This window comes from Paenilisteria riparia FSL S10-1204, from assembly GCF_000525995.1.
Lineage (GTDB): Bacteria > Bacillota > Bacilli > Lactobacillales > Listeriaceae > Listeria_A > Listeria_A riparia.
Map to the genome: position 1 here is coordinate 1 of NZ_AODL01000007.1, position 25,434 is coordinate 25,434.

The 25,434-nt window shown below is 39.2% G+C and carries 27 protein-coding genes, 2 tRNA genes and 2 pseudogenes; 12 read left to right on the forward strand and 19 right to left on the reverse strand.

All coding sequences use genetic code 11. The annotated features are described in order from the left end of the window. Positions 1-379 precede the first annotated feature (379 nt). The gene (locus PRIP_RS04715; protein WP_052008717.1) at positions 380-985 is read right to left on the reverse strand and encodes an HD domain-containing protein; all 606 of its coding nucleotides are present in this window, start codon (positions 983-985) and stop codon (positions 380-382) included. Between the two features lie 82 nt (positions 986-1,067). Between PRIP_RS04715 and PRIP_RS04720 the strand changes: the two genes are divergently transcribed. Then, positions 1,068-1,841, forward strand: coding sequence for an ABC transporter ATP-binding protein (locus PRIP_RS04720; protein ID WP_036099828.1), 774 nt, complete (start codon positions 1,068-1,070; stop codon positions 1,839-1,841). Positions 1,842-1,899: 58 nt separating this feature from the next. Here PRIP_RS04720 and pepT read toward each other — a convergent pair whose 3' ends face one another. Both pepT and PRIP_RS04730 read right to left on the reverse strand, forming a co-directional pair. Then, entirely contained in the window at positions 1,900-3,132 is a 1,233-nt protein-coding gene (pepT, locus tag PRIP_RS04725) for a peptidase T (protein WP_036099829.1), read from the reverse strand. Positions 3,133-3,152: 20 nt separating this feature from the next. Then, positions 3,153-3,674 (reverse strand): DUF1697 domain-containing protein, encoded by a 522-nt coding sequence (locus PRIP_RS04730; protein WP_036099831.1) that lies wholly within the window; start codon positions 3,672-3,674, stop codon positions 3,153-3,155. A 75-nt stretch (positions 3,675-3,749) separates the two neighbouring features. Between PRIP_RS04730 and PRIP_RS04735 the strand changes: the two genes are divergently transcribed. Further along, the gene (locus PRIP_RS04735; RefSeq protein WP_036099832.1) at positions 3,750-4,505 is read left to right on the forward strand and encodes an exodeoxyribonuclease III; all 756 of its coding nucleotides are present in this window, start codon (positions 3,750-3,752) and stop codon (positions 4,503-4,505) included. 96 nt (positions 4,506-4,601) lie between these two features. Here PRIP_RS04735 and PRIP_RS04740 read toward each other — a convergent pair whose 3' ends face one another. From PRIP_RS04740 to PRIP_RS04765, 6 genes are all read right to left on the reverse strand, one after another. After that, a complete protein-coding gene (locus PRIP_RS04740; protein ID WP_052008718.1) occupies positions 4,602-5,669 on the reverse strand; it encodes a glucosaminidase domain-containing protein in 1,068 nt (355 codons plus the stop codon). A 224-nt stretch (positions 5,670-5,893) separates the two neighbouring features. Further along, entirely contained in the window at positions 5,894-6,742 is an 849-nt protein-coding gene (locus tag PRIP_RS04745) for a glucosaminidase domain-containing protein (protein ID WP_036099833.1), read from the reverse strand. A gap of 89 nt (positions 6,743-6,831) precedes the next feature. Beyond that, positions 6,832-7,320 carry a DUF3267 domain-containing protein gene (locus PRIP_RS04750; RefSeq protein ID WP_036099835.1) on the reverse strand — a complete coding sequence of 163 codons (489 nt, stop codon included), beginning with the start codon at positions 7,318-7,320 and terminating at the stop codon, positions 6,832-6,834. 244 nt (positions 7,321-7,564) lie between these two features. Further along, positions 7,565-8,179, reverse strand: a complete 615-nt coding sequence (locus PRIP_RS04755) for a GyrI-like domain-containing protein (protein WP_036099837.1) — start codon at positions 8,177-8,179, stop codon at positions 7,565-7,567. Further along, complete coding sequence (locus tag PRIP_RS04760) at positions 8,169-8,996, reverse strand: MerR family transcriptional regulator (protein WP_036099839.1); 828 nt, start codon at positions 8,994-8,996, stop codon at positions 8,169-8,171. Before PRIP_RS04760 ends, PRIP_RS04755 begins: the two co-directional genes overlap by 11 nt. 276 nt (positions 8,997-9,272) lie before the next feature. Beyond that, positions 9,273-9,473, reverse strand: a complete 201-nt coding sequence (locus PRIP_RS04765; protein WP_036099840.1) for a hypothetical protein — start codon at positions 9,471-9,473, stop codon at positions 9,273-9,275. A gap of 68 nt (positions 9,474-9,541) precedes the next feature. Here PRIP_RS04765 and PRIP_RS04770 point away from each other — a divergent pair, with 68 nt between their 5' ends. From PRIP_RS04770 to PRIP_RS04780, 3 genes are all read left to right on the forward strand, one after another. Continuing rightward, on the forward strand, positions 9,542-10,183 hold the full coding sequence (locus PRIP_RS04770; protein ID WP_036099841.1) for a uracil-DNA glycosylase: 642 nt from the start codon (positions 9,542-9,544) through the stop codon (positions 10,181-10,183). Positions 10,184-10,244: 61 nt separating this feature from the next. Further along, a complete protein-coding gene (locus tag PRIP_RS04775) occupies positions 10,245-10,694 on the forward strand; it encodes a DMT family transporter (protein ID WP_036099843.1) in 450 nt (149 codons plus the stop codon). 12 nt (positions 10,695-10,706) lie between these two features. Further along, positions 10,707-11,174: a DMT family transporter gene (locus PRIP_RS04780; RefSeq protein WP_036099845.1), complete on the forward strand. Its 468-nt coding sequence runs from the start codon at positions 10,707-10,709 to the stop codon at positions 11,172-11,174. 227 nt (positions 11,175-11,401) lie between these two features. Here the strand turns inward: PRIP_RS04780 and PRIP_RS04785 are convergent. Then, positions 11,402-12,000 (reverse strand): annotated as a pseudogene (locus PRIP_RS04785) (YdeI/OmpD-associated family protein). 197 nt (positions 12,001-12,197) lie between these two features. On the opposite strand from PRIP_RS04785, the gene PRIP_RS04790 reads away from it, so the two are divergent. The 7 genes from PRIP_RS04790 (at position 12,198) to PRIP_RS17385 (ending at position 18,877) form a co-directional block, all read left to right on the forward strand. Then, the gene (locus tag PRIP_RS04790) at positions 12,198-12,896 is read left to right on the forward strand and encodes a Crp/Fnr family transcriptional regulator (RefSeq protein ID WP_036099847.1); all 699 of its coding nucleotides are present in this window, start codon (positions 12,198-12,200) and stop codon (positions 12,894-12,896) included. A gap of 308 nt (positions 12,897-13,204) precedes the next feature. Further along, positions 13,205-15,835: a leucine-rich repeat domain-containing protein gene (locus tag PRIP_RS16135; RefSeq protein ID WP_052008719.1), complete on the forward strand. Its 2,631-nt coding sequence runs from the start codon at positions 13,205-13,207 to the stop codon at positions 15,833-15,835. A 99-nt stretch (positions 15,836-15,934) separates the two neighbouring features. After that, the gene (locus tag PRIP_RS04800; RefSeq protein ID WP_052008720.1) at positions 15,935-16,618 is read left to right on the forward strand and encodes a WxL domain-containing protein; all 684 of its coding nucleotides are present in this window, start codon (positions 15,935-15,937) and stop codon (positions 16,616-16,618) included. A gap of 133 nt (positions 16,619-16,751) precedes the next feature. Then, complete coding sequence (locus PRIP_RS04805) at positions 16,752-17,657, forward strand: magnesium transporter CorA family protein (RefSeq protein WP_036099850.1); 906 nt, start codon at positions 16,752-16,754, stop codon at positions 17,655-17,657. A gap of 130 nt (positions 17,658-17,787) precedes the next feature. Further along, entirely contained in the window at positions 17,788-18,105 is a 318-nt protein-coding gene (locus PRIP_RS04810; RefSeq protein WP_036099851.1) for a hypothetical protein, read from the forward strand. 90 nt (positions 18,106-18,195) lie between these two features. Beyond that, positions 18,196-18,549 (forward strand): SGNH/GDSL hydrolase family protein, encoded by a 354-nt coding sequence (locus tag PRIP_RS17380; protein ID WP_149023756.1) that lies wholly within the window; start codon positions 18,196-18,198, stop codon positions 18,547-18,549. A gap of 7 nt (positions 18,550-18,556) precedes the next feature. Then, complete coding sequence (locus PRIP_RS17385) at positions 18,557-18,877, forward strand: SGNH/GDSL hydrolase family protein (protein WP_206538184.1); 321 nt, start codon at positions 18,557-18,559, stop codon at positions 18,875-18,877. 106 nt (positions 18,878-18,983) lie between these two features. On the opposite strand, the gene PRIP_RS04820 is transcribed toward PRIP_RS17385, so the two are convergent. The 9 genes and pseudogenes from PRIP_RS04820 to PRIP_RS04855 all read right to left on the reverse strand — a co-directional run bounded on the left by PRIP_RS04820 (position 18,984) and on the right by PRIP_RS04855 (position 25,360). Then, positions 18,984-19,406, reverse strand: coding sequence for an SMI1/KNR4 family protein (locus PRIP_RS04820; RefSeq protein WP_036099853.1), 423 nt, complete (start codon positions 19,404-19,406; stop codon positions 18,984-18,986). Then, positions 19,399-19,530, reverse strand: a pseudogene (locus PRIP_RS18185) (HNH/ENDO VII family nuclease); the annotation flags it as partial. The pseudogene PRIP_RS18185 and the gene PRIP_RS04820, both read right to left, overlap by 8 nt. Before the next feature lie 293 nt (positions 19,531-19,823). Continuing rightward, on the reverse strand, positions 19,824-20,231 hold the full coding sequence (locus PRIP_RS04825; RefSeq protein ID WP_036099855.1) for a hypothetical protein: 408 nt from the start codon (positions 20,229-20,231) through the stop codon (positions 19,824-19,826). 14 nt (positions 20,232-20,245) lie between these two features. Continuing rightward, a complete protein-coding gene (locus tag PRIP_RS16645; protein ID WP_036099857.1) occupies positions 20,246-21,814 on the reverse strand; it encodes a T7SS effector LXG polymorphic toxin in 1,569 nt (522 codons plus the stop codon). A gap of 136 nt (positions 21,815-21,950) precedes the next feature. Then, the gene (locus PRIP_RS04835; protein ID WP_036099859.1) at positions 21,951-22,178 is read right to left on the reverse strand and encodes a hypothetical protein; all 228 of its coding nucleotides are present in this window, start codon (positions 22,176-22,178) and stop codon (positions 21,951-21,953) included. Position 22,179: 1 nt separating this feature from the next. Next, on the reverse strand, positions 22,180-22,464 hold the full coding sequence (locus tag PRIP_RS04840; protein ID WP_036099861.1) for a DUF3130 family protein: 285 nt from the start codon (positions 22,462-22,464) through the stop codon (positions 22,180-22,182). Positions 22,465-22,680: 216 nt separating this feature from the next. Then, positions 22,681-22,763 (reverse strand) — tRNA-Leu (locus PRIP_RS04845). Positions 22,764-22,880: 117 nt separating this feature from the next. After that, positions 22,881-22,952: transfer RNA gene (locus tag PRIP_RS04850), tRNA-Glu, on the reverse strand. Between the two features lie 113 nt (positions 22,953-23,065). Then, positions 23,066-25,360 (reverse strand): family 10 glycosylhydrolase, encoded by a 2,295-nt coding sequence (locus tag PRIP_RS04855; protein WP_036099863.1) that lies wholly within the window; start codon positions 25,358-25,360, stop codon positions 23,066-23,068. Between the last annotated feature and the right edge of the window lie 74 nt (positions 25,361-25,434).

The following is a 25,434-nucleotide window of genomic DNA, read 5'->3' on the forward strand; positions in this document are numbered from 1 at the left end:
CCGCCAGCGTTCGTCCTGAGCCAGGATCAAACTCTCTTTAAAAGTTCGTTTGAATACTTATTCAACACCGTGAATAAGATCCTTGCGTCAAATTGACTTCGCTAGCAAATAATTTTACTAGTTGTTTGTTTGGAAATAGCTTTCTATTTCCGCCCTGCGATTCTTACCTGAAAACATTGCTGTTTTCTTAGTTTTATCTTTGTTTTTTGTTCAGTTTTCAAAGGTCGACAGATGCTGTTCAACACAACTTTTATATCATATCATACTAGAAGTTAGCGTGTCAACAACATATTTCAAATTATTTTTTGTGCTCTCAAGCGAGAACTTTCTAAGTATATAACACTTATCTTTAAAAAAGCAACCATTTTGTTTTAATTCATTAAAATTGTATATTGCATTCATTTTCAAGTTCTTTTAAATAGCTTTCTAGCACCTTATGTCTTCTGATTGCTATCTTCTTTGCTGCGCTTGTTTGTATTTTATCTTTTATTTGTAGGAGTTTATCATGGAAGTGTTGTATCGTTGTACCTTCTTTGTGGTTAGGATTGTATATGGGCCTTTGCATAGCTGCGCCGTATGTTAAGCATCTAGCTATCCCAATTGCTCCTATTGCATCCAAACGATCTGCATCTTGCACAATTTGCATTTCTATATTTAATGGGACTTTTTTGCCTTTACTAAATGAGACGCAATCAATGACATCTATGATTCGCTTTACATCCTCTTCTAATACTCCGTATTGGTATAGGCAATCTTTCATTTGTAACTCAGCTTCATCTGGATTTACTTTAAGTTTGCTATCTGTAAAATCATGAAACAAGGCCGCAAGCTGTATAATGCCTTTATTACCACCTTCAATACTTTGAAGCTCCATAGCCATTTTATATACTCTTTCAATATGGTACCAGTCGTGACCGGTTTTCTCGTCTTTGAAATGTTCTTGAATAAACAATTCTGCCTTATCAACAATCGCTTGGCTTATCAACAGGATTGCCTCCTTTATGTTTTCAAATTTTCTAACTTTTGTGTAAAATAGTATTAAGTTCATCAGCTAGGAGGAGATTCTTTTGTTTGAATTCGAAAATGTTTCATTGAATCGTAATGGTAACTTATTGCTACAGAATATTGATTGGAAAGTTAACGATAAAGAGAACTGGGCTGTGCTCGGATTGAATGGGTCCGGGAAAACTACCTTACTGAAATTATTAAATGGCTATCTTTGGCCCTCTTCTGGTTCGCTTTCTGTGCTAGGGCATCGATTTGGTCAAACTTCATTGCCTGAGCTCAGAAAATCTATTGGTTGGGTCAGTTCTTCCTTGCAACAGCAATTAAAAGAATATGATTTAGCAGAGAGCATTGTTGTAAGCGGAAAGTTTGCGAGCATTGGTTTGTATCAAAAAACCACATTAGAAGAACGGGAATTAGCCAAGTCTATTTTATCAGAATGTGGTGGAACTAACTTGATAGGCAGACCATATCATATCTTATCTCAAGGGGAGCGACAAATTGTACTTATCGCAAGAGCGCTTATGGCCAAACCACAGTTGCTGATTCTCGATGAACCATGTAATGGGCTTGATATATTTGCTAAAAAACGCTTATTAGAGCGGATTGATATTATATCCAATAGGCCTGACGCACCAACCATGCTATACGTTACACACCATACTGAAGAGATATTGCCTTGCTTTGGACGCACCCTGCTACTTAAAGACGGGAAGAAATACGCGGACGGAAAAACGGAAGATATGTTAACCGAGGAAATACTCTCGCCTTTCTATAGTCATCCTATTGAAGTTGTGACTTTGGAGAACGGGCAATTATCTATCTTTCCGAAATAAGAATCACGCGCTTGTAGCATTTTGAGAACCATAATGTTTCAAGCGCGTTTCTGTATGCTTATGCTTCTTCTTCAAATAAGCGAGCAATCTCTATAATAACTTGTGTCGCCTTTATCATACTATCAACAGATACATATTCAAATTTGCCATGGTAATTCTCGCCACCAGTAAAAATGTTAGGTGTTGGTAAGCCTTTAAATGATAGTTGTGATCCATCAGTTCCACCACGAATTGGTCGAATGTCTGGCTCGATATCAAGATTCTTCATTGCTTTATAAGCCATATCGACAATTTCTTTCACTGGTTCAATCTTTTCACGCATATTGTAGTACTGATCGGTCAAGTCTAGAATGATCTTATCCTCGCCATATTTCTTTTGCAGATTTCTTACAATCATAGAAACTGTTTCTTTTCTTGCTATAAAAGCATCGTGGTCGAAATCACGAATAATATAATATGCTTCTGATTGTTCGACTTCACCTTGTAATGAGATTAAGTGATAAAAGCCTTCATAGCCATCTGTGAGCTCTGGAACTTCCGTTTCTGGAAGCTGTGCGTGAAACTCCATCGCCATTTTGTTGGCATTCACCATTTTATCTTTAGCAGTGCCAGGGTGTACGCTGTTTCCTTTGAATGTGATGCGTGCGGCGGCCGCATTAAAGCTTTCGTATTCTAATTCTCCAAGTGGTCCACCATCCATTGTATAAGCAAAATCTGCACCGAATGCTGGTACATCAAAATGATGCGGCCCACGCCCTATTTCTTCATCTGGTGTGAATGCTACTCTGACTCGGCCATGTTTTATTTCTGGATGAGTAATCAAATGGTGCATGGCTACCATGATTTCGGTCATCCCTGCCTTGTCGTCTGCACCTAACAGCGTTGTACCATCGGTCGTAATGATTGTCTGACCTTTGTATGTAGGGAGTTCTGGAAATGCTTCTGGTGAGAGAACTACATCTAGTTCTTTATTTAATACAATGGCATTACCATCAAAGTTCTCATGAATTTGTGGTGATACATTCTTGCCAGTTAAATCTGTTGCTGTGTCTATATGTGCTAAGAAACCGATTGTAGGTACTGCTTTACTTGTATTGCTTGGGAGTGTTGCCATTACATATCCGTTGTCATCCATCGTTACTTCTTCCATACCTATTGCTTTTAGTTCCTCTACTAACACCTTGCCCAATTCTAATTGTCCAGGAGTTGTTGGAACTGTTTGGCTTGCTTCGCTTGATTGTGTATCGATTTTGACGTATTTGATAAAACGTTCGATTAGCTCATTTCTCATTGGATACTTACCTCCGTGTTTTATTTGCTTTTCTCTTGCATTGCCGTTATTGTTCGCCAGTTTCTGGCAGTTGCTTTAACGTGTAATACTCGTTCTACTAGTTTATTTGAATAGATGCTATCAGAAACACCTGCTGACAAAAAAACATATAAAAACCGGCCCGTAATCTCACATTTATCCTGTTGATCCTTGCCGAGCTCTTTTAAGATGCCTAAATCTACCGCTTCTGGGACTTGGTTTAAGAAATGAACCATTATCTTCTCCCCTTCGAAAGGCTTCTGCAAAACACCTTGGACATATTCATCCAACGGGAAAACAATTGCTGGTACGTTAAAACCAAAAGCCTCTCCAATAAGTGTCGCTATATTCTCTTGAACCCATTCATAACTAGTATCAGCATGTTCTGCGATGATATTACCTGATTGAATGTAGGTCGTAACATTCTTATAAGCATTCGCCGTAAGAATTTCTCTTAAATCAAGCATCTTTATTTTGCGATTACCGCCAACATTGATTGCACGTAAGAAAATAATATATTTCATAGGCTTCCTCCTCCTTCATATTATACCTAATAATTATTGTAAGGTATAATAATACTAATTAAAGGAGTGATAAAATTGAAATTAATCTCGTGGAACGTGAATGGACTTAGAGCTGCTGAAAAGAAGGGCTTCATGGAGTATTTCCAAACTGTAAATGCTGATATATTCTGTGTACAAGAGACTAAACTACAGGAAGGCCAAATTGACTTAGACCTGTCCGGGTATCATGATTACTGGAATTATGCCGTAAAAAAGGGCTACTCTGGCACAGCCATATTCTCAAAAATTGAACCCCTCATGGTAACTTATGGGTTAGATATCGAAGAACATGACCAAGAAGGCCGCATCATTACACTAGAATTTCCAGCATTCTATATGGTAACGGTTTATACGCCAAATTCTCAAAATGAATTAAAACGTCTTGATTACCGAATGAGTTGGGAAGATGCATTCTTAAATCATTTAGAGGAATTAGATGCTGTAAAGCCGGTTGTGGTATGTGGCGACCTTAATGTTGCGCATCAAGAAATCGACTTAAAAAATCCTAAAACGAATCGTAAAAATGCTGGATTCTCTGATGAAGAGCGAGGGAGATTCTCTGATCTACTAGCCGCTGGATTTACAGACTCGTTCCGCCATTTGTATCCCGAACTAGAAGGTGCCTATTCCTGGTGGTCTTATCGGATGAACGCACGTGCCAGAAATACCGGATGGCGGATTGATTATTTCGTCGTCTCTAATCGAATTGCGCCGAAAATAACAGAAGCGGCTATTCATGCAGATGTTCTTGGTTCCGATCACTGCCCTGTAGAACTTGATATAACATTTTAATCGCTTATAGTATATATATTCGACAAAGTTTTGAAAAATCCTCTAAATAAAAAAATCTCGCGGCTCATTTTTTAAGCGCGCGAGATTTTTTCTATTTTATTTTAACATTGGTGCTTCGACCCAACCTAGTCGTTGTGTTCCGTCATTTACGCGATACCAGATTTTATCGTTTACAACTGCTTGGCTGTCAACGTGGACTTCGTTTAGTCCTGCAAGCGTTCCTTTGAACGTGCTAGTATCAATGACTGGGAATGCATAAATTTGACCGTTTGAATTTTCTACACCTCTGATTAAGTTTACTTCTTGTTCCATGGACGTTTTGTAAATAAGGTTTAGGTTCTCTTCGTTCATCCAGCCAATGTTTTGACCGTTAATGGACGCTTCATACCATGTGGAGCCATTACTTACTTTCACGCGATTCATCAATCGTAAATCTTTACCTTTGTAATGGTTTAAAGAAGCTTTTTTAGTTGCGCCTTTTAAGGTGTCTGGTGTGCTCCAAACCGTACCAGTTGCTCCGCCTCGTATTTCGCCGTATGCGTAGATTTTTGTTTTCTCGGTGATTTTGTCATAGACTTGATCGTACTTCGCTAAACCGTAAGTTTCTACTGTACTGATGAGTTCTTGGGCATAATTGGGTGCTGTTGCGTAGCCGCCGTCCTCAATTATTTTTGCTGCTTGTCGGTAATCTTCCTCACCAATAAGATTTGCATAGTTATTTCCACCCCATGAAGGACCGTTGACGAACAATAGTGCATGATCTTCTAGTGACTCGTAGTAGCTTGGATACGCACGGAATCTAGCATCTATTGTTGTCCAGTTGTTGTCATAGAACTCTTTAGTGTTCATCGTGACGGACTGACCTTCATAACTACCTTTCATACCGAATAAATTATTAGCTTGTTGTGTTAAACCACTGTTTCCCCAACCTGATTCTAAAATGGCTTGAGCAATCGTGACACTTGTTAAAATACCATGTTCGCGTTGTAATTTCTGGGCATCAGGGACTATTTTATTAAGAAAATTCTGCTGAGAATCGGTGTAGCTTACATGTGTATTCATTTCGCTCTCTGCGGCAAATGCGCTAACAGGAAGTACCATCGAGCCCATCATCATTCCGATAGTTCCTAGTATAGCCAAATTGCGCTTGACTGATTTTTTCATACGACTTTTTCTACACTTCTTTCTGATTTTTTTATAGTTTTTTTACTTTCTAGTCTCTTCTTCAAATCAACAGGGTTCATTCTAGCAAAATTAGTGTTGCATTTAGGTTACAGGAACGTGTCATTTCTGTTTATAATGTTACAGAAATTGTATAGACCGCTATCTTATGCGTGTTGACAAACGTGAATTTTTTTTTGACCACATCAAAAAAAAACGCTATATTTTCATAGCGTTTTAATCTGAATTATATTATTTTTTACCCAACCTAATGTCTTTTTATCTTGTTTTATTTGGTACCATATTCCATTTCCAACTTGCATTTCTTGCACTATTTTTAATTTTTCAGCGCCGTATTTTGCTAAATCATCAATAGGTTTGGCATTTTTTGTTCTTGGCGGGCTAGACCAAATTCTCGTATCTTTTGCCAATTTTGCTGTTCCCATATCGTCAACTTGCTTGACATAGCGAATCGGGTCGTAAATTTGATCATATGCTTGCAAATTTCTTTGTTCAATTAGCTCGATTAATTTCTCAGCATATCCAGGATCTGTTGCATAGCCTGCTTTTTGTAATGCATTGGCCGCCGTTTTATAATCTTTCGCTTTGATGACATCTTTGTATTTTGTTTTATCCCAAGAAGTGCCTTTTAAAAATAGCGCTGCGTGGTCATCTAGTGATTCAAACCAAGTAGGATATTTTCTGAAAGCTGCGTCAATCGTAATCCATTCGTTGTTCTCGAATTCTTGTGTTGGCATCGTAACGGAGTCTTTCTGGTATTCACCTTTTATCCCGAACAAATTGCGGCCTTCTGTGGCTAGCTTACTTTCTCCCCAATTGGACTCCAAAATCGCTTGCGCCAATGTAATACTTGTTAAAATGCCTTTCTGGTCTTGTATTTGTTGGGCGTGGTCTGCTAATAAATTAATGAACTCTTGTTGTGGATCAACGCGTGTGATTTCGACAGGCTCTTCTTGTTGAAAAAATAGTTTATCGATGGCAATGAAAGCTATTGTGCCCAGCACGATAGCCGATAGCAAAATCCCGATAAGTAGTGTTGACTTCTTTTTATGCATTTAATTGTAACCTACTTTCTGTCATCTGATTGCCCTTTTTATCCCATATCCTTTATTGTAACCGACATGTATCACAGCTTACAACCAACTTAAGACTGAGTTATGATTGCAATTCCCTCTTTTGTATCTTTTATTTTTGCTCTTTTGGGCGCTCCAGCAACAATTTTCATCGCGTATAAGTCTGACATGCAAAAGCCTGAATGGGCTGCGATTAATGCGTATATAGCGACGAGATACACTGGAAATTCTAATGCTAAAATAACTAGAATGAGTGTTAACAAAATACATGGCCCGATATTGATTATTTGAAACTGCCATTTTGAAAATAGTTGCTTCGGACAGTTAACATAGAGAAATCCCTTTTTAAAGCCAAAATGCAGCTTGGTGTTGCCAAATACCCAGAAAAGTAATCCGTGAATTAATTCATGTAAGGCAAATAAAATGTAAAATGCTACACAAAATAAAACAATTCCTTCTATTGTAAAGTTGATTGGCACTGATTCTCGTAATGCTAAAACAAGTCCTACAATTAACATCACTGTCATGAGAACAGTTGCCATGATTTTAATAGTTTGCATGCTTTTTTTTGTCGTTAAGAATATTATACTTTTTCGACAATGCTTCTGTTTTCATAACGAATTACGACCTCATTTCTTTTAACACTTGCTAACATACCACGAAGTCTTTTCCCTTGCTCCATTATAGTATGAAATTTAGGCGGAATACAATTATTTTGTAGAAATAGGGTTAAAAAATTCTTCTTTCTTCTATATAAAAAACCTTTCTCATCAACAGGTCATTAACGGGAAAAGTTTTTTAAAATTATTTATATTTTATTTCGAATCGTAGTGTTGTTTTTAATTTATCTGGTGCAACTTTGTTCACGTCACTTAAGTAGATTTCTTTGTGGCTTTTGCTAAGACGAATTAAGTTATTTTGTCCGCAGAAGGTTTCCATTTGAGCGAAGGTTGCCGGCTCATCATCAAAGCTACCAATATGTAGCATCTGCAAGTTGAGCCCTTCTGTAATTTCTTCTAATTTTAATAGGTCGCGATTTTCGGGTGATACTTTTTTGATGATAGTTTCTTTGGCGTAATCAAACAATTCTGGAGTGATAAAATCGGGTTGGCGAATCATAATTTTGAAGATTAGTCGCTCTTTGTCTAATGCTTTGCTACCTGGTTCTAGTGTCCAGAAACCTTCTAAAGGGAACACGGTGTAATCGTAATAGCCTTCTGGTGCCGCTACTTTTTTAGGCATCATTTTCACTGCGTAAGATGCGGCATACAATGTTTTGATCAGTTCTGAAAACGCCGGGGAATTGGGGTTTCCTTTGCCGCTAATTGTGAAGTATTTCATAGTCGGTACGTCGATGATTTCGGGTGCTTGTTTTGGTAAGTAGATTGATTTGTCTTGTTTGCGCCATTCATATTTCACTGGTCTGCTCCTTTATTGGGAAACAGGCTTCGGTTACCCAGTTTTGTGGATTTGATTCGGTCGCGATGGACACGTGATACATATTGAACATCGGGCCGTTTAGCTGATAATGATGATTTTCTAGCCACATGGCTATGGTCTCGGTCACGGCTGTCATTTGTTCATAATTTCCTGTGATAATGACAGATGCGACTTGGACTGCGGGTGCTTCTTTAAAAGTAATTTCGGTATTTGGATGACTCATTTGAACTGCGACTTGCACTTCAACATCTACATTGCTTTCTTGGTAAGAATCATCATGAAAAATAGCCAAGTTATACGGTTCTTTAGCAAAAGTAATGTTATTCATCATCAGAATTTGATAAAGCTTCTCCCATAATACCCCTTCATTAGAATAGTTCGGGATGACATCGCGAATGCTTGCTACATAGCGCTTTGGTATTTCTTTTTGAATGACATGGTAGTTTAGTTTCTTGCTATCTTCTTTTAAAAAGAGACGCGAATTCTCTAAAATTTGGTTTTGTTGCTTGATTTTTTGAAGCTCTTCGTTGAGTTCTAGTTCGCGAATGGCTAAGTGTGATTGAATTGTTGTAGCTTCGTCGTTTGATGTGAGAATTTCTTTGATAACAGTTAAACTAAGACCGACTTCTTTTAATTTTTGGATTTTGTTGATGGTTTGTAGTTGTTGTGCCGAGTAGTTGCGGTAATTGGTTTCTTTGTTGATTTGTTCTGGGATGAGCAGGCCGATTTTATCGTAATGTCGCAATGCTCGGATGCTAACGTTTGCAAGTTTAGAAAATTCACCGATTTTGAACATGTACGTTCCTCCTTCTTTTGTCTTATTAGCTTTAGTTTAAACGATGACGTAGGTGGAGAGTCAAGCGGAACCAAGGTACGTCTAGTAATCTTTAAAATGGCTATTTTTCTATTGGGAATTTTTGCGGAAAGCTTGGTAAGACAACTATCGCAATTGTACAAAGCCGTTCAAAAAAGGAATGATTCCACATTATGGAATTTATCAAAAAAATAGTAAAGGTCCAGATTACTGTGAAAACCGTTGATTATTAGGCCAGACAAAAAGAGGTCTTCGTTTTCAAGATCCCCTTTGCTTGTTCAATATCCAGTTGCCTAGTGCCCCGACTAGTAAAATTGCGAGCGACGGAATGGAGTAATCAGTAAATATGGTTGTGAATGGAATATTTAAGGCGTGTAACCCGAATGATACGAGCCGTGCTGCTAGTAAAATAAGCCCTATAACAACAAGTGCATCAAAAAATATTTTTAGAAAACGCATGTATTATCCTCCTCTTACGTACCATGTTATAATTTAATAGAAGAAAGTTCAAGTTTAGGAGTGATAATATGACGTATCCGCGTGAATTGATTGACCCGATTATTGCTAAAAACAACGAATTTAACTTGGAAGGGTTTGTGTTTGGAAATGGGGATTTCTCGCCTGAAATTATGTTGATTGGGGAGGCTCCGGGCGAGGTGGAAATTCGGACTGGGGTTCCGTTTACCGGTCGTGCTGGGAAAGAACTCGATAAAACGCTTGCTATCGCGGGTTTGACGCGGGATCAAGTCTACATTACGAGCGTCGTTCGCAGTCGCCCTTTTGGTCATAAAACAAAGATTGATAGAGCCGGGCACACGGTTCAAAAATACCCAAATCGCTTGCCAAAACCTCAAGAAATTCTGTTGCATGCGCCGCTACTTGACTATGAAATTTCTCAAGTGAAGCCAAAACTAATTGTCGCACTTGGCGGTTGTGCATTAAAACGGCTGATTGATAATAAAATGACGATTTCGGCGTCTCACGGAAGGCTTTGGCGAGGCCCGATTAAACAATTGGGTGTTGCTGGGAAATATGAAGCGTCTCCGCAAGACTATACGATTTTTCCGACGTTCCATCCCGCCGCAATTTTTTATAATCGTAAAATTGAATCTGAGCTCATTGCGGACTGGGAACAACTCAAAGAAATTCTTGCGTCAAAGTCATATTGAAGGACTTCTGGTCGTTTTTCTTCTATAATAAGACTATTGTTGAAAAGGGGGACGTTTTGGAATGACTTTATTGCTTATGTTAGCTGGGCTGATGGCGGGCATGACGATTCCTGTGCAAACAGCTGTGAACTCGCGACTGCGCGGCTATACGAAATCACCATTTATCGCCTCATGGGTGTCTTTTTTAATTGGGACACTAATTTTAATTGTGTTGGCACTTGTTTTAGAACATGGTTGGACATTTGATTTACATACGCTAGCTGTGAATCCTTGGTGGATTTGGTTTGGCGGCGGCGCACTTGGGGTGTTCTTTTTGACATCCAATATTTTATTGATGCCGCGACTCGGTTCTGCTTTGACCGTTGTGATTACGCTATGCGGGCAAATGTCGATGGCACTTTTGATTGATAATTTCGGTTGGTTTGGTGTTCCAATTCATGAATTTAATATACCGCGATTGATTGGTATTGCACTGATGTTTTTCGGGGTTATTTTGATGCAACGATTTTAGGGAGGGATTTGTATGACTACTAAAAGATCTAAGTCTATGATTGCGTTTATGTGTATGGGGCTTATGGCTGGAATGATGTCGCCGATTCAGACATCGATCAACAGTCGGCTTCGGATTGCGGTAGATTCACCGATTATCGCTTCGCTGATTTCGTTTTCAGTCGGCATGTTATTGCTATTGCTGATTTCGCTTGTTGTCGAGCGTCGCTTAACGTTCCAATTACGAGGTGTCGGCAAAATTCCTTGGTGGATCTTCACGGGCGGTGCGCTTGGCGTTATTTTCGTCACATCGAATATTTTGTTATTGCCACTACTTGGTTCTGCAATGACCGTCGTGCTAGCACTATGCGGGCAAATGATTATTGCACTTACGATTGACCACTTTGGTTGGTTCGGCATTGTGAAACACCCAATCAACCGCTACCGCTTACTTGGTGTGTTATCCATGGTTGCTGGTGTTTTGTTGATTCAATGGTTTTAACGCGTCGTCCTACTTTTTCTATGATGAGAGAGTAGGACGATTTTTTGTTGGGCATCAATTCTCTCGTTCTGATAACACCATTATTCCCTCCTTTTGCCCAAAAGTATATATACTAAAACATCATTTTCAATTACTTCGTGCTTTGTTCACAACTTCCGCCTATCTTTATTAATCTCTAAAGACAAGAAAAAACAGCCAGACAATGTCTCACTGTTCACGCAAACTATTTAAAATCTATCATTTAGTCCGATTCCGTCCAAAATACGATCTGTGTATTTGTCGATTCTTGCTACGCGTGTTTTCGATTGCTTTGGTGCGGCAAAATAGAGCAAGTACGCGCGCTGACGACCTGGTGTTAATTTCTTAAAGGCTTCTTTTAAGGCTGGCATTTCTGCAAATTTCTGGTCTAGTTCTTCTGGAACTGGAAATTCTTCTTCTTTTTTGAAGCTACTTGTGCGCCTGATTTTTCGACTTCAACGGCTTCTTTAATATATGCTTTAATGATGTCTTCCATTTCAATGATTTCTTCCAGGTTTTTGAAGCGAATCTGTCTTGCAGCTTGCACATTTGCGGTTTGTTGTACGAGAATACCGTTCGGATCTTTCATTAGTACACCTTTCATAAATAAAAGTGCGCAATACTCTTTAAAACCGTGGGCTAACACAATGTTACTATCCTCGTACATGAAGCATGGATGTTTCCATTTAATATCTTCACTTAAGTCACAATCAAGGGCGTAGGCTCTTAGCTGCTTGTATTCCGCTTGCCATCTTTTTGCTTTATTTACGTACTCTTCTACTTTGGGATTCGTTTTCTGCTCTGCCATCCAAAACACCTCTTTCGTTTCATGTCACGTGTTATTTTAACTTAATTTAAGGCTTAGCGCAAATTTAGAAAGGAGTTTATATTAACTTCACCTTCTGAAAAGGGCTATAATTTCAAATTTTTCTCGTTGTAGTATATATTTATAAGTATAGGTTACATGACTTATTTAGTGTGCCATGCTAAAAGGAGTGAATAAATATGTATTCCAAAGAAACATTAGAGTCCTACGCCACGTTTTCCAACATCTTAAAAATTTTAAAAAGAGACCCCCGCTTCAATGAATACTGCTCACAGGCTAGAGTCCCTGCAGGAACGAGTATACCTCTTAGTAAGGAGCGGAATACTTGTTATTTATTAGAAAGCGGCTATGTAAAATATAATTTTTCTGGCGAAGATGGGATGCGCAATTATTATATTGTCTACCCAGGGAAGTTCATTGTATTACCTATTGTGCAGGAGTATGTGCCTAACACGGGTGAAATTGTCTTTTTGAGTGAATCGGTTTACTGGACAATTGATTTTGAGTTTCTACGAAAAATGTTATTTAATGAAGATCCTAGAAATTATATTATGCTTCAATTTTCTGTTGAAACGCGCTATAAGCTATATGTTTTAGCAACGATGCGTAACATTACGGCAGAAGAGCGTGTTCTTTTCACACTAATTCGGCTGGCGAACTTTGGTATGCATGTTAGTGCTAATCAGATTGATTTACCAAATTTCGTTACTTATAATATGGTCGCTGAGCTTGCAGGTACTTCTAAAAGCTTCGCTACACTCACACTTAAAAATCTGCGCAATAAAGGGATTCTCGATTCGTCTAAAAGACCATGGGTTATTGAGGATATGGCATCTTTGCAGGAAGCATTAAATATTTCGGATAGTCCTTCTTTTTAAATGTGTGTTTTTAAAGGTTAGTAATGGTATCATTTTTCTTTTTGATACCACTACTAGCCTTTTTTTTATTTGTTTGCTTCACTTTATAAAGTTCACAAAAAATTCATAAACAGGCATTTTTAATGTTTTATGCGTGTTTTGAAAAAGCTATATATTTCGATTCGTACCATTGCTAGCCTATTTTCCTTTTTATTGGTTGATAGAAGCACTTAGCCTCAAAAGCACAACTTAATTGAGCGTTGTATAATAAATGATGTCAAAAGAAAGGAACGTATAGCTCACTTTAACTATAAAAGAAGGTGGTTGAAATGAAAAAAAAGATGTTAGCGCTGATGCTACTGTTTATGATATCCTCACCAATGTTCACAGATGCTGTGAAAGCTACTGCACCAACTTCTGAAGAAACGGTATCAGAATCACAAAATGCATTAGAACCTACAAAAAAACGGCAAAACCTAAAAGCAACCAAATCAGATACTGATATTGTCTCTTCTGCTGATTTAGGGAACCAAGCATGGCTTATCAATGAAGTAAAACGGCAAATTCCTTCCAAAACCATTGATGCTACGTTAACGTTCGGGGATTTAAAAACAATCACGACCATTTCACTGAACAATAATCCTAATTTGACGGGTTCTATCCCACCAGGCATCCAGTATTTCCCTAATCTAACGCTACTCTTTCTGTATAACGATAGTTTAAGTGGGGAGATCCCACCTGAGCTTGGCAGTCTATCCAAACTGGAGCGGCTCAGTATTCGGGATAATAAGTTGACGGGCCAAATTCCCAAAGAGTTAGGCAATCTGACAAGCTTACGTTCCGAATTAAATGTCGCCAACAATCAACTCACTGGCTCTATCCCTAGTGAAATTGGCAATTTGACTGCTTTTAATGGGGCTATGGCTTTCTACGGCAACCCATTAACCGGCGCCATTCCGGATAGTTTTAAGCAGCTCACCAAAACAAATAACTTCCAATTCCAAAACACCCGAATGACTGGTGTTATTCCAATTGAACTGGTGCAGTCTCCCGTCATCACGAATTTTAATGTCAGTTATACGCAACTCGTTTCTCCCGTACAAACACCACCAAAGGGGAATTTTACGCAAACGGTTAGTAGTAACCAGTTAGAAGTAGCGGTGAAGCCCACGATTTATAATGCAACCAAGCAGACAACTTTTCAACCGTTCAACACGTCTTCTCCGATGCATAGCGCGTTTAAACTAATTAACAAGCAAGCTCAAGGCGCAGAAGTGGCACTCTATGATACGCATACCGTGCAAATCGTCGACAATGCCACAAATCAAATCGTATATGACGGTCCTATCTCCCCCTCTGTTACGCTTGATTTAAACGATACTTCCAATCTGTTTACTTTTTATCTCGATGGCGCTAGACAAAATACAGCAGCCATTGGTCACGTAGAGGTTATTTCCAATATCGTGCAACCGTCTGATTTCGATAACCAAACCTGGCTAATGGATGAGATTGAGCGGCAAATCCCGGATAAAAAGATTGGCTCTACGATGACGTTTGATGATTTGAAGCAGATTACAAAAATTAAACTATATAGTACCCCCTACACAGGACATATCCCAAGCGGCATTCAGTATTTAACAGAGTTAACAGAATTAACTGTATCTAATACAAATTTGACAGGTAGTATCCCAGAATCTATAGGCACTTTGCAACATTTAACTTTACTTGCTTTGACCTCTAATAAGTTACAAGGAGAGATTCCTGCCTCTATTGGCAATTTAGCAAATTTAGAAGGTTTGCAGTTAACCAATAATCAACTAACTGGAGAGATTCCTGAATCCATTGGTAATCTGGAGAATTTAATTGCTCTTTACCTTGATAGAAATCAACTTTCTGGGGAACTTCCTACCTCTATGGGTAATCTAACGTCATTGTACAACCTCTTGCTTAATAATAATAATTTATCTGGTGAACTTCCTGAAGAACTCGGTAATCTTACAGAGCTGAGAGTGGCTTTTCTACACGATAATCATTTTTCTGGGCAAATACCAGCTAGTTTTGCCAGCTCTGCATATATCCAAACTGTCTATATCAACAATAATGATTTTGTCGGTATTCTTCCAGCACATCTGTGTAATGTCCGTAGTTTGACACTAAAGAATAATCAAATAACCATCAATAGCGCATCGCCTTTGGATACTTTAACAAATCCATTAGAAAACACGCGTTATGAAAACACGTTTCTGACCAATTATAAATTAGCTGGAGCTTCTTCTACTATTACTGATGCGAAAACAATCAGACCATTTGACCAATCTTCGGACACTTATTTTGACCTTCATTACACAAATGATGGTTCCACTCGGCAAGAGCTCAATACGGCTCACCAAGTAACTATTATGAACACCGCAACTAACGAAGTCGTTTATGAAGGTACGATGGATCCAAATGCATCCTTCACGCAACTTGGCACAGCGCATTATCAAGTCATCCTGGATAACGCGCCAGAAAATCCGAATAATACTATCAATATAACCGTGCAGCAAAACGATTTAACCTTGACAAGCGTACCAGATGTTCTAAATTTTGGAACGCAGAAAATTGCAAGTAGTACGCAAACGTATCAGCGGTCAGATGCGAACTGGGAAATCGTAGTGGATGACAATCGTAAAGCGAAACACGACTGGTCACTTACAGCCTCGCTCATAGCACCGATGAAAGGGACGAATGGCCAAGTTTTAACGGATGGACTAATTTATAAGGACAGTAGCGGGGCGGAAACACCATTAACGCAACAAGCGCTCGCTGTGTATAACTATCATCCAACAGAAGACACGCCGGACACTACTAAAATAAAGTGGGCAGATGATGAAGGCCTTTTATTAAAAGTAAAGGCCGGTGAAGCCTATGCCCAAGAATACCAAGGCCAAATTGAATGGAGTCTCGTCGACGCGCCTTAAATATAGTCCACTTGAAAGGAGTGATGTTCCGACAACGCTTTTTCGTCTTATAACTCTAAGCCCTACGAAAAAAAAACAAATGAAATGAGGAAATATCATATGAAAAATTTAACCAAAGTAATCACAGTCGGAGCTATCACAGTCGCAACATTATTCGGAGCAAGCACATTCGCGCATGCCGATACGACAACCTCCACTGGTAAAATAAAAATAGAAGCAGACGACAGTGCTGTAACACCACTAAACCCAACAAATCCTGATAGCCCAACCCCAGCAACTCCAGATCCTGCTGATCCAGATAATACAGGTACTGGAAACACTGGTGCATTGACGATTGATTTCTTATCCAACATTGATTTTGGAACACAAAAAGTCTCTGGTCAATCAGAAAAGTACTATGCAGAGAATCAAAATCCTTACATTCAGGTAACAGATAAACGTGGAACTGGTGATGGATGGACATTAACAGCTGCTGCAACAGATTTTAAAGATGGTAGCAAAACGTTAAAAGGCGCTGAAATGAGCTTCATAGATGGTGACGTTCGGACACAAAGTGATAATCAATCTGCAGCACCGACAGCATCTGACGTTACACTAAATGGGAGTGCGCAAACGGTACTATCCGCTGAAGCCAATGCTGGAATGGGAACTTGGCTTGATGTTTACGCCGGAGCAGAAGGAAATAATGAAAATGTTGCCTTATACGTACCAGCTGGTAATCTCGCTGGCGACTACAGCTCTGACATTACATGGACACTAGAAGATTCGCCAAGTGCGGAATAAGGTTATAACAAAGCAAGAGTGGTTGGTAGTCCGCTCTTGCTTTGGATTACATATTGAGAAAAGTCACGGTTTGCTTTCTCCTTTATTCCTGCTATAATTGGAAGGCATATACTAGGAAAAGGGAGCCATTCGAATGATTACTAAAATAGCCTTTCACGCGGGGAAGTACGACTGGATTAATATTGACATTGATAATGCGGATGAGCTGGAGCAGTTCTACAAGGAAAACGATATCGATGATGAAGTTGTTGCTTATTCGCTGGATAGAAATGAGCGCGCGCACATTGAATACGAGCCTTCTACCCAAACATTCGTCCTCTTCTTCAACGTTCCAAATCAGGAAAAAATTGATGACCACTACGAAACAATTCCAATGACATTTCTGGTTAAAAATCAACAAATCATCACGGTAACGAACGGCAAAAACCAATATGCTGCCGATAAAATGAAGAAGTATCTGGAAAACAATGATACCATTACTATTTTTGAGTTTCTGTTTAGCTCGTTATTTATGGTTTCCGACGCGTTTTTCCCGTTGGTGGAAGAAATGGATGCAGATCGGAAAACAATTAATGATAAGTTGAAGGAAAAAACTACGAAGCAAAACTTGTTGTCGCTGTCTGATTTAGAGACGGGAATTGTGTATTTCGTATCCGCATCGAAGCAAAATATGGTTTTGCTAGAACAGGTCAAGACGCATTTGATTTATCGGACGTTGAATGCCAGTGAGAAAGAACAGTTGGAAGATGCACTGATTGAGGCTCGGCAGCTGGTTGAAATGACGCAATTGTCTTCGCAGATTTTGACGCAGTTGTCAGGGACATATAATAATATTTTGAATAATAATCTAAATGATACGATTAAAATATTGACGATACTTTCCATTTTGCTCACGGTACCAACGATTGTGACTGGATTTTTCGGAATGAACATGCCACTGCCATTAGAGCATAATGCGTCGGGATGGATTACGACGATTGTGATAAGTGCGGTATTGTGGTTTGGCCTTGCATATATTTTACGCCGCCTGATGCGCTAACTTAAAGCCCTTTTTTAGGGCTTTTTGTATATTCGCTAAATGGGGCAGTATGTGTCGCATAAACGTATCACCTCACTCTTTACTTTACCGAAACTATTTGATACACTCAAACAAAAAAGGAGGTCTACACATGTCAAAGGCAAGCTTCATCGCTTCTTTACTACAACAAGGTCAGTTCATCGAAAAGTATAAAGAAGCAGGAAATTCGATGCTGCCAATTATAAAATCGAACCAACCTGTAAGCCTAGTTCCCGTCACTGCGGACATGATTCTCGAAGTAAAAGATATCGTTTTCTGCAATGTCAAAGGCAACTATTACACACACCTGATTTCTGCTACTCGCGTAAGAAATAATCAAACCGAGTATCAAATTTCGAACAATCATGGATTTGTAAACGGCTGGGTGAAGAAACGAAATATATTTGGTAAAGTCGTAAAAATTTGGTGATAAGCCAAGTTTTATTTTTTTTGCCTTAATTCCCGTCATTGACTTTGTAAAATCATAGATATCCTAGCAAAAAAAAAGGAAGGATCTTGTATGTCAGATAAAACAGCCCAATTTACAAATATGTCTCCCAATATTATAAAATTTCAGAATGACATCCGCGCCAAGTATGCAACAGCAAATCAAGCCGCCAAAAAAGGACAGATTCTTTTTGTTGGTTCCTCATTAATGGAAATTTTCCCGATTGAGAAGTTTCAGCAAGAACAAGACCTTGGTTTGGATAAAATTATTTATAACCGCGGAGTCCGGGCCACAACAACGGCTGACTTGTTAGAACATATGGATACTCTGATTTTTGATTTAATGCCAAGTAAGATTTTTATGAATATCGGTTCGAATGATATTGGATTTAATGTCCCAGAAAAACTTTTTTCTTGCAAACTATGAGACGATTTTGCAACAGATTAAAGAGAAACTGCCTGATACTGTTGTTTATGTCATGGCCTACTACCCGATTAATACAGTGGATGATTTCAGCGAAAAGAAGTCCGAGCATAGTCAACTTTATGAACATCGGTCGAATGAATTAAATGTAGCGGCAAGTGCTAAAGTCGGAAAACTGGCGCAAAAGAATGGCTACGAATTCATCAATGTTAATGCTGGATTAATGGATAGTAGCGGAAACCTGCGTAAAGAATTGACATTTGACGGCGCGCACATGTTGCCGAATGGTTACGAGATTGTACTTGAGAATATGAAGAGATATTTAGAGTGAGAAATAAACTGTGTAGGTAGTGGAGTATTGTTCATTATTTATATAGTTTTTCTTGAGATAGTTACTCTGCCTAAAATTCTACTGTTCTGGTATATTTACTAAGAAATCAATTCTCAGACATATCTCTTATTCGTTCCTCTAGAAAAGAGAAGAAATCCAAAGCTACAATTTCACCCATTCCATCTATATTATCCCAAAAATACACCTTACTATCGTCCGTATTTAAGCAATAATAAAATTCATCGCAATCCTCAATCACAATTAAATTGTTCAGTAAGTCAAATTGTTCTCTTAGCTGTTTGGTTATTTTGGAAACACCATACGTATTATTTTTTCCAATTCCAATAATATCGATTCCAAGTACTCCTCCACTACCATATCTCTCAATAAACCATCTATATGCAGCTGGAAATTGAGTGTCCGTAAGCTCCTCTGCTTGCTTAATAGCTATCGATGAAGCACCACCCGTAAAGTCATTCTCTTCTCCGTATTGTTCTATAAGTTTTTGGACAGTATATTTGTCACTCATTCAGAAACATCCTCTCATCATTATATTTGGCTAGCTCGCCATTTCCAGTCTCGATTTGAATTGTATGATGTAGCTCAATTTTACTTCTATCATGACAATACGGTACTCTACCTTTTTGCATAAGTTCTAAATTCGTTAACCCTGTTGCCTCATCAACTCTGTTAAAATTAAGATCTTCTAACTGATGATTTGTGGAGTATAGGCCTTACTCTTAAAGCGCTACTGGCCAATACTAGCAAATCAAATGCTAATCTCGAGTCCGTCACCCACTGACCTGTTACCGCATCAATACCATACACCACGCGATACGAAGATTCTATCAAGAAAAGCTCTCAGAAAAAGGAGGCATGAGCCATTGATTCTCTAGCTCGCACCTCGATTTTTGACCCCAACAATTGACATAGAGCCTAATTCTTTTTATTTGTTTTGTTGTAAAAATGCCTCCAAAATTCGCTTTACTGGTAAACTAGCATTTTTCTGTAAAATTTCTGCTTTTTTGATGACAGCCTTGTCTGAAGCAATCAAATTTTTATATGGCTCCTGATCAAATGAACGTAGTGAATCTAAAGCGTATTCAGCTACCTCATCATTTTCATTGAGCAATTCTAATAATATATTAAAACCATACATACCAGTGTCTTCATCAATACAGTAAGCTAACCTAATTTTATATTTATCTTCCTTACTCCTTAAATAGCGAATTAAATACTTCCAATCATCTTCAGTAAAGTCATTTAGCAATTCTCGCACATACATGAATTCATCATCAAAAAAGTAATTGTCTGAACTATTCTCAGATAAAACTTCGTCTACTTTTTTATACATGATTTTCTCCTCCTCTATCTCGTAAACCCTCCTGGAAATGGTGCATTTACCTTCCCTGTTGGATAACCACTAACAATATTATCACCCAATTTAATTACATCTATCTCTACACCATCCACAATTGCTCTATGGAATGTTGCCCCATCTCTTCCTCTAACACTTATTGGAGAAGAATTTCCAATATCCTTTATACTATCTAAAATTTTAGTATCGCTCCATCCATCTGGAAAAACCGTACTATTTTTTATTTTAGCTAGATTTCCATCTGGAAATTGGGTAGTAAACTTGATATCTCTTGTACGCTCAGAATTAATTTTGATAGTTTCGGTTGCATAGTTTGGATTACTATTATTAATAGTTGACGAATGCCCACCGATTATTTCATTTTTATTAGGGTTTTTCCTTTGTCCCCAAAGAATTTTTTCTTCCATTTCTGAAGTAATAATTGATTTAGATTCGCTTGCTTTCTCAGTTCCGTATATTCTTCCCTCTACATCTCTTAACACCGCTTTTTCTTTCGATGCATATACATTAAAGTTAGAACTGGCACGCGCAGCCTTGCTTGCCTCGATATTTTTCAACACAACGTTCTTATCAAATGATGCCGTCTTAGCCGCTCCAAAACGTGTCGCAAAACTGCAAACACCAAAAGCGCTACTTGCCAATACTAACAAATCAAATGCTAATCTCGAGTCCGTCACATGCTGACCTGTTACCACATCAATACCATATAACACGCGATACGAGGAGCCTACGAAGAAAAGCTCTTTGAAAGTCGATTCATTCTGCCAATAGATCATCTGCTCATTCACAAATCCAAGCGTAGCCGTCGTATTCAGTTGCCCATCATGCATCATAAATCCAGCACTGTTCCCATTCGGAATCACAGGCGTCAAACCGATGTCCTCGATTTCTTTTATTTTATCATCAATTGCTTGCTGACTAGCGTATAATCTAGAAAGTTCTTTAAAATTTGTTCGATTTAATTTATCCACACCATACGTTCCTGTCGCTCTATCAAAACGAATGTTTTTCTGTATATCCTGCAAAGCTTGCTTAATATAATGCGCTAGTTCTCCTAACTCATTGAAAAAATTAGCATGGCTCCACTCAAAATCAAGATACTTCGCCAAAATCTCCTCTTTTTTATGCGCTTCAAATATCTGTGTTGCGAGATAATTTAGCTCAGATGCTTTTTGCGTGCCATTAATCGCGCTAATCTCTGCGGTTAAATTCTCCATCCGATTCTCAAAACTATTAATTTTTTGATTTAAGTCGTAAATACCGTCCGCGTCAAGCCTTGCATTATGGGAAGAATCTACTTGACTATGAAAATCTTGAATATATTGCTGTAACTTGTCTTCACTCATTTTCAGCGCTTGTTTCATCGATCCACATAACTGGATATACGCGCCTGCATAATATTCTTTCGATGCCTGAATTGCTTCACCTGTTATTGACCTATCATTCAAATAGTCCGTTACCACTTGTTTGACAGCCTCAATACGCGGTGTAATTTCTTGATTTGTTGCTCGGAGTTGGCTTCTGAAGTGGGTTACTTCCGCAATGTCAATACGCGTCATAGCAACAACTCCTTATGTATCCGTTTCTGTTCTTCCTCTAGTTGATAGACATTCTTTTGTAGCCTTTTTTGTTCGTCCTGCAAGGCTTCTCGTGAGTCCTCCACCGTCCGCCGAAGTTGGCGCCAATTCTGATGCGCTATATCTCCACTGCATGTGCTACGCTTCTTCCGTGATTTCCTTGCCAAACTTCATGCGCTTGCGCGACCAAATTCGATTTCTCTCGTTCCATATGGAATAATTCCGATCCCACCGATTCTAACCGCACCTGTTTTTGCCGTATCGCATACAACGCATCTTCCTGTAATTCTTTCTCCCGCCTCATCTTTTGTAATTGCTGATGCAGTGCCTCCATTTTTCGATCCATTCTAGCGCACCTCCAACTGTAGCTTCTGCCCAACTTCTCTGTCTTTTTGCGAATAGGCCTCACCAATTTGTTTCATACGCTTCGCATCCTCTTGCACAACGCTTTCAAAAATCTCCACGCCATCCAATAATTCCAGCAAACATTGCCGATATTGCGAAATAGAATTACTCTGTGTGTAACTCATATTCCCATTTTTCATAGGATGATACGCCATCCCCTGTACACTCGAACTCAAATCAGCGGCATGATTCATCATGGTATCTCTATTTACACTAATTTTAGCCATTCACTATCGTCCTCCCATTATGTAACATGTAAAAATATAGCTACTTCCATTATAGCTAAAAATAAATGAGTTGTCAGGTAAATTTTATTAAATCATGTAAACAATTTCTCGGTATCAGCACTTAATCTCTGCCCCATTTCTGCCCCAATTTGCTAAAACACGCAAAAAAGGATTCCAAAGATCTGAATCATCTTTGAAACCCATTGATACTACTTATGCGGCCGAGAGGACTTGAACCTCCACGGGTTTTACCCCACTTGGCCCTCAACCAAGCGCGTCTGCCATTCCGCCACGACCGCGTATTTGTGCAAAAATTACGTGCATTGCTATTATACCTAACGTGATGTTTAGCTGTCAAGCAGATTCTTGCTGTTTATAAGCAAAAAACATGCTCCAAAGAACATGTTTTAAAGAAGTAACCCGTACGGGATTCGAACCCGTGTTACCGCCGTGAAAGGGCGGTGTCTTAACCGCTTGACCAACGGGCCATGATGCTAGCTCTCAAGGCAATTTTTTATTATAGCATACTTATTTGAAGATGCAATACTTTTTTCGGATTTTAATGAAATACCTCGCGCCGTTGCTGACACGAGGTTATTTTTTAGGCTTGTTTTCTTTTCCAGCGAAGGAGTAATAGGATTCCTACTAGAGTTGTTACTAAGCCCATTACGATTAATTGATTGCTAGTTTCATCTCCAGTTGCTGGTAGGTCGTCTTTCTTGTTTACTTTTGTTGCAACTGGGGCCGCGTCTAGCTCTGTTAGTGTTTCTTTGACTTCTGGCGCTTGGCTCGGTTGTGTTGGTGTTACTTCTGGTTTTGGCTCTAATTCTGGGGTTGTTGGGTCAACGATAGGCGTTTCTGGTTCTTCTGGCGCCACTTCTTCTGGGTCTTTTGTGTACGTAATCGTGAAGGCTTGCGCTTGATCTGTGAAGGTGCCTGAAATTGCGGTTTGTGCTGTTGTGTAGCCTTCTATTTCCAAAATTGGTACTTCAAAATTCTCATCAATATTTCCTGTTAAAACTTGTGGCTCGGCAATTTCTGCGCCAGTTTCATCTTGGTACGAAATAGTGATGTCTCCGCCTGGAATTGACGCGATGATGGGCGATGATTCATTGCTCGCTGCGTCAAGTGTGGTGACAACGTAGGTTCCGGCTTCTGTGATTGGTTGGCTGAATGTGGTCGCGCCGCCTGCCCAGATTCGTGCAACGATGTTTGCTGGGTTTGCTACGATTTGTTCTGCGGTACCAGAACCTTTGTAAACGATGTAGTAGCGCGCTTTATTAGCGGTTGTGTCGGTCCAGCTTAACGTGTCGCTTGTTTGTTTCACGTTTTGCGGGGCCGCGATTTGTTGGTGTGCTAGCCATGGTTTGCTCGGTATTAGTGCAGGTAATTGGAAATAGGTTTGTTGTAGCAAATCAATTGATTCGTTTTTGGCTTGATTGACGGGTTTTTGTGCGTCTGGTATTGTTGCGAGATTGCTTTTTTTAATGTCGTTATAGCTGAACAGGACGCTGCCGGAGACATTGTCTAGTTGCTGATTGAAACGCATTTGATTTGGAATTTCTTCGGGGTTCATCCAAGCTGCTTCCCAACCTCCGTTTCCAAGGTGTTTATAGTTCGCATGCCCTACATAAATTTGTACGTGTGTCCCTTCTGCTGCATTGTTCCACCATCTCGCGAGATCACCATATGGCGCCGCGCCTTGGTCAAAACTCCAATAAATTTGCGGAACCATATAGTCTACTTTTTCATCTTTAATCCATTGATACGTATCGGCAAAAATGCTCTGAGAGTAAGATTGTGAGGAGCCCGTCGGTGTATTAGAACCTAACGAATTATTTGCTTTATGCTCCCAAATGCCAAAAGGACTAATGCCAAATTGTACGGCGGTTTGCTTTGTTTGGTTGTGCGTGTCAATAGTTTGTTTTACTTTGTCAATTAGCGTCGTAATGTTGCTGCGTCGCCAATCATCAATGCCTGCTTTCGTGTCTGGATAGCCTTTTGGAATACCGTATTTCGCGAATGTTGTGGCATCTTCTTGTTGATCTCCGAACAAAACATTTTTGCCATCGACTGTGATGCGATATGGGTAAAAATAATCATCGAAATGGATTGCGTCTACATCATAGTTCGTCACTACTTCTTCTATCGTTGCTGCTACGTAATCTTGCACTTCTGGAATGCCTGGATTGAGGAACAACTTCTCGTCGAAACGCAAAACAGATTCTGGATGTTGTACAGCGTAGTTATTATCGGCTAGAATGCCTGCTTTATTCCATGCTGCGATTTGTTCTGGCACAGTCATCGCAAGCGCTTCCTCTTTTGTCGCACCAATTTTGTTTAAGATGCTTTGTGTGGTTAATTTCGTATTGGTCACACGATACGGATTGAACCATGCGTGATATTCCATGCCGCGTTTATGTGTTTCTTCGACCATGATAGCGAGCGGATCATAGCCTGGGTCTTTTCCTTGTGTGCCATTAACAATAAATTCAGACCAAGGATTGAGCGCAGATGGATAGTAGGCGTCGAGCAAAGGCCGCACTTGAAAAATAACCGCATTCATGTTCCACGATTCGAAATCATTTAGTACTGTTTCATATTGCGCACGAAAATCGGCTTCGGTTCCTACCTTTCCAAAATTAAGATTAGCGATTGTTGCTACCCACGAGCTTTTAAATTGTTCTTTTGGTTGGGTGTAAGTCGTTGGAATTTGGACTTGTTCGGTCGAGCCATTGTAGTAGTAAACTGGTGTGCTTACATTGTAGCCATAGGTGCCATCAGCGTTTTTAATAAATTTCGTTAAGCCTGCCGTCTCCCCTTCTGCTTTCACGGCTAGCCCGAATACCGAGCAACTTAGTACAACTATGAGTATCATGGATGCCCATTTTTTCATCTTTCATCCCCCTTTTTTATCGCCTAATTTATAATATTTTCCAGATGGCGATTAAGGGTTCAATATATCATCTT

Bases quoted from the DNA above. Each gene is read 5' to 3' on its own strand.
- pepT (WP_036099829.1), bottom strand. From the start codon at position 3,132: ATGAGAAATGAGCTAATCGAACGTTTTATCAAATACGTCAAAATCGAT.
- PRIP_RS04730 (WP_036099831.1), bottom strand. From the start codon at position 3,674: ATGAAATATATTATTTTCTTACGTGCAATCAATGTTGGCGGTAATCGC.
- PRIP_RS04740 (WP_052008718.1), bottom strand. From the start codon at position 5,669: ATGAAAAAATCAGTCAAGCGCAATTTGGCTATACTAGGAACTATCGGA.
- PRIP_RS04745 (WP_036099833.1), bottom strand. From the start codon at position 6,742: ATGCATAAAAAGAAGTCAACACTACTTATCGGGATTTTGCTATCGGCT.
- PRIP_RS04750 (WP_036099835.1), bottom strand. From the start codon at position 7,320: ATGCAAACTATTAAAATCATGGCAACTGTTCTCATGACAGTGATGTTA.
- PRIP_RS04760 (WP_036099839.1), bottom strand. From the start codon at position 8,996: ATGTTCAAAATCGGTGAATTTTCTAAACTTGCAAACGTTAGCATCCGA.
- PRIP_RS04765 (WP_036099840.1), bottom strand. From the start codon at position 9,473: ATGCGTTTTCTAAAAATATTTTTTGATGCACTTGTTGTTATAGGGCTT.
- PRIP_RS04770 (WP_036099841.1), top strand. From the start codon at position 9,542: ATGACGTATCCGCGTGAATTGATTGACCCGATTATTGCTAAAAACAAC.
- PRIP_RS04775 (WP_036099843.1), top strand. From the start codon at position 10,245: ATGACTTTATTGCTTATGTTAGCTGGGCTGATGGCGGGCATGACGATT.
- PRIP_RS04780 (WP_036099845.1), top strand. From the start codon at position 10,707: ATGACTACTAAAAGATCTAAGTCTATGATTGCGTTTATGTGTATGGGG.
- PRIP_RS04790 (WP_036099847.1), top strand. From the start codon at position 12,198: ATGTATTCCAAAGAAACATTAGAGTCCTACGCCACGTTTTCCAACATC.
- PRIP_RS16135 (WP_052008719.1), top strand. From the start codon at position 13,205: ATGAAAAAAAAGATGTTAGCGCTGATGCTACTGTTTATGATATCCTCA.
- PRIP_RS04800 (WP_052008720.1), top strand. From the start codon at position 15,935: ATGAAAAATTTAACCAAAGTAATCACAGTCGGAGCTATCACAGTCGCA.
- PRIP_RS04805 (WP_036099850.1), top strand. From the start codon at position 16,752: ATGATTACTAAAATAGCCTTTCACGCGGGGAAGTACGACTGGATTAAT.
- PRIP_RS04810 (WP_036099851.1), top strand. From the start codon at position 17,788: ATGTCAAAGGCAAGCTTCATCGCTTCTTTACTACAACAAGGTCAGTTC.
- PRIP_RS17380 (WP_149023756.1), top strand. From the start codon at position 18,196: ATGTCAGATAAAACAGCCCAATTTACAAATATGTCTCCCAATATTATA.
- PRIP_RS04820 (WP_036099853.1), bottom strand. From the start codon at position 19,406: ATGAGTGACAAATATACTGTCCAAAAACTTATAGAACAATACGGAGAA.
- PRIP_RS04825 (WP_036099855.1), bottom strand. From the start codon at position 20,231: ATGTATAAAAAAGTAGACGAAGTTTTATCTGAGAATAGTTCAGACAAT.
- PRIP_RS16645 (WP_036099857.1), bottom strand. From the start codon at position 21,814: ATGACGCGTATTGACATTGCGGAAGTAACCCACTTCAGAAGCCAACTC.
- PRIP_RS04835 (WP_036099859.1), bottom strand. From the start codon at position 22,178: ATGGATCGAAAAATGGAGGCACTGCATCAGCAATTACAAAAGATGAGG.
- PRIP_RS04840 (WP_036099861.1), bottom strand. From the start codon at position 22,464: ATGGCTAAAATTAGTGTAAATAGAGATACCATGATGAATCATGCCGCT.
- PRIP_RS04855 (WP_036099863.1), bottom strand. From the start codon at position 25,360: ATGAAAAAATGGGCATCCATGATACTCATAGTTGTACTAAGTTGCTCG.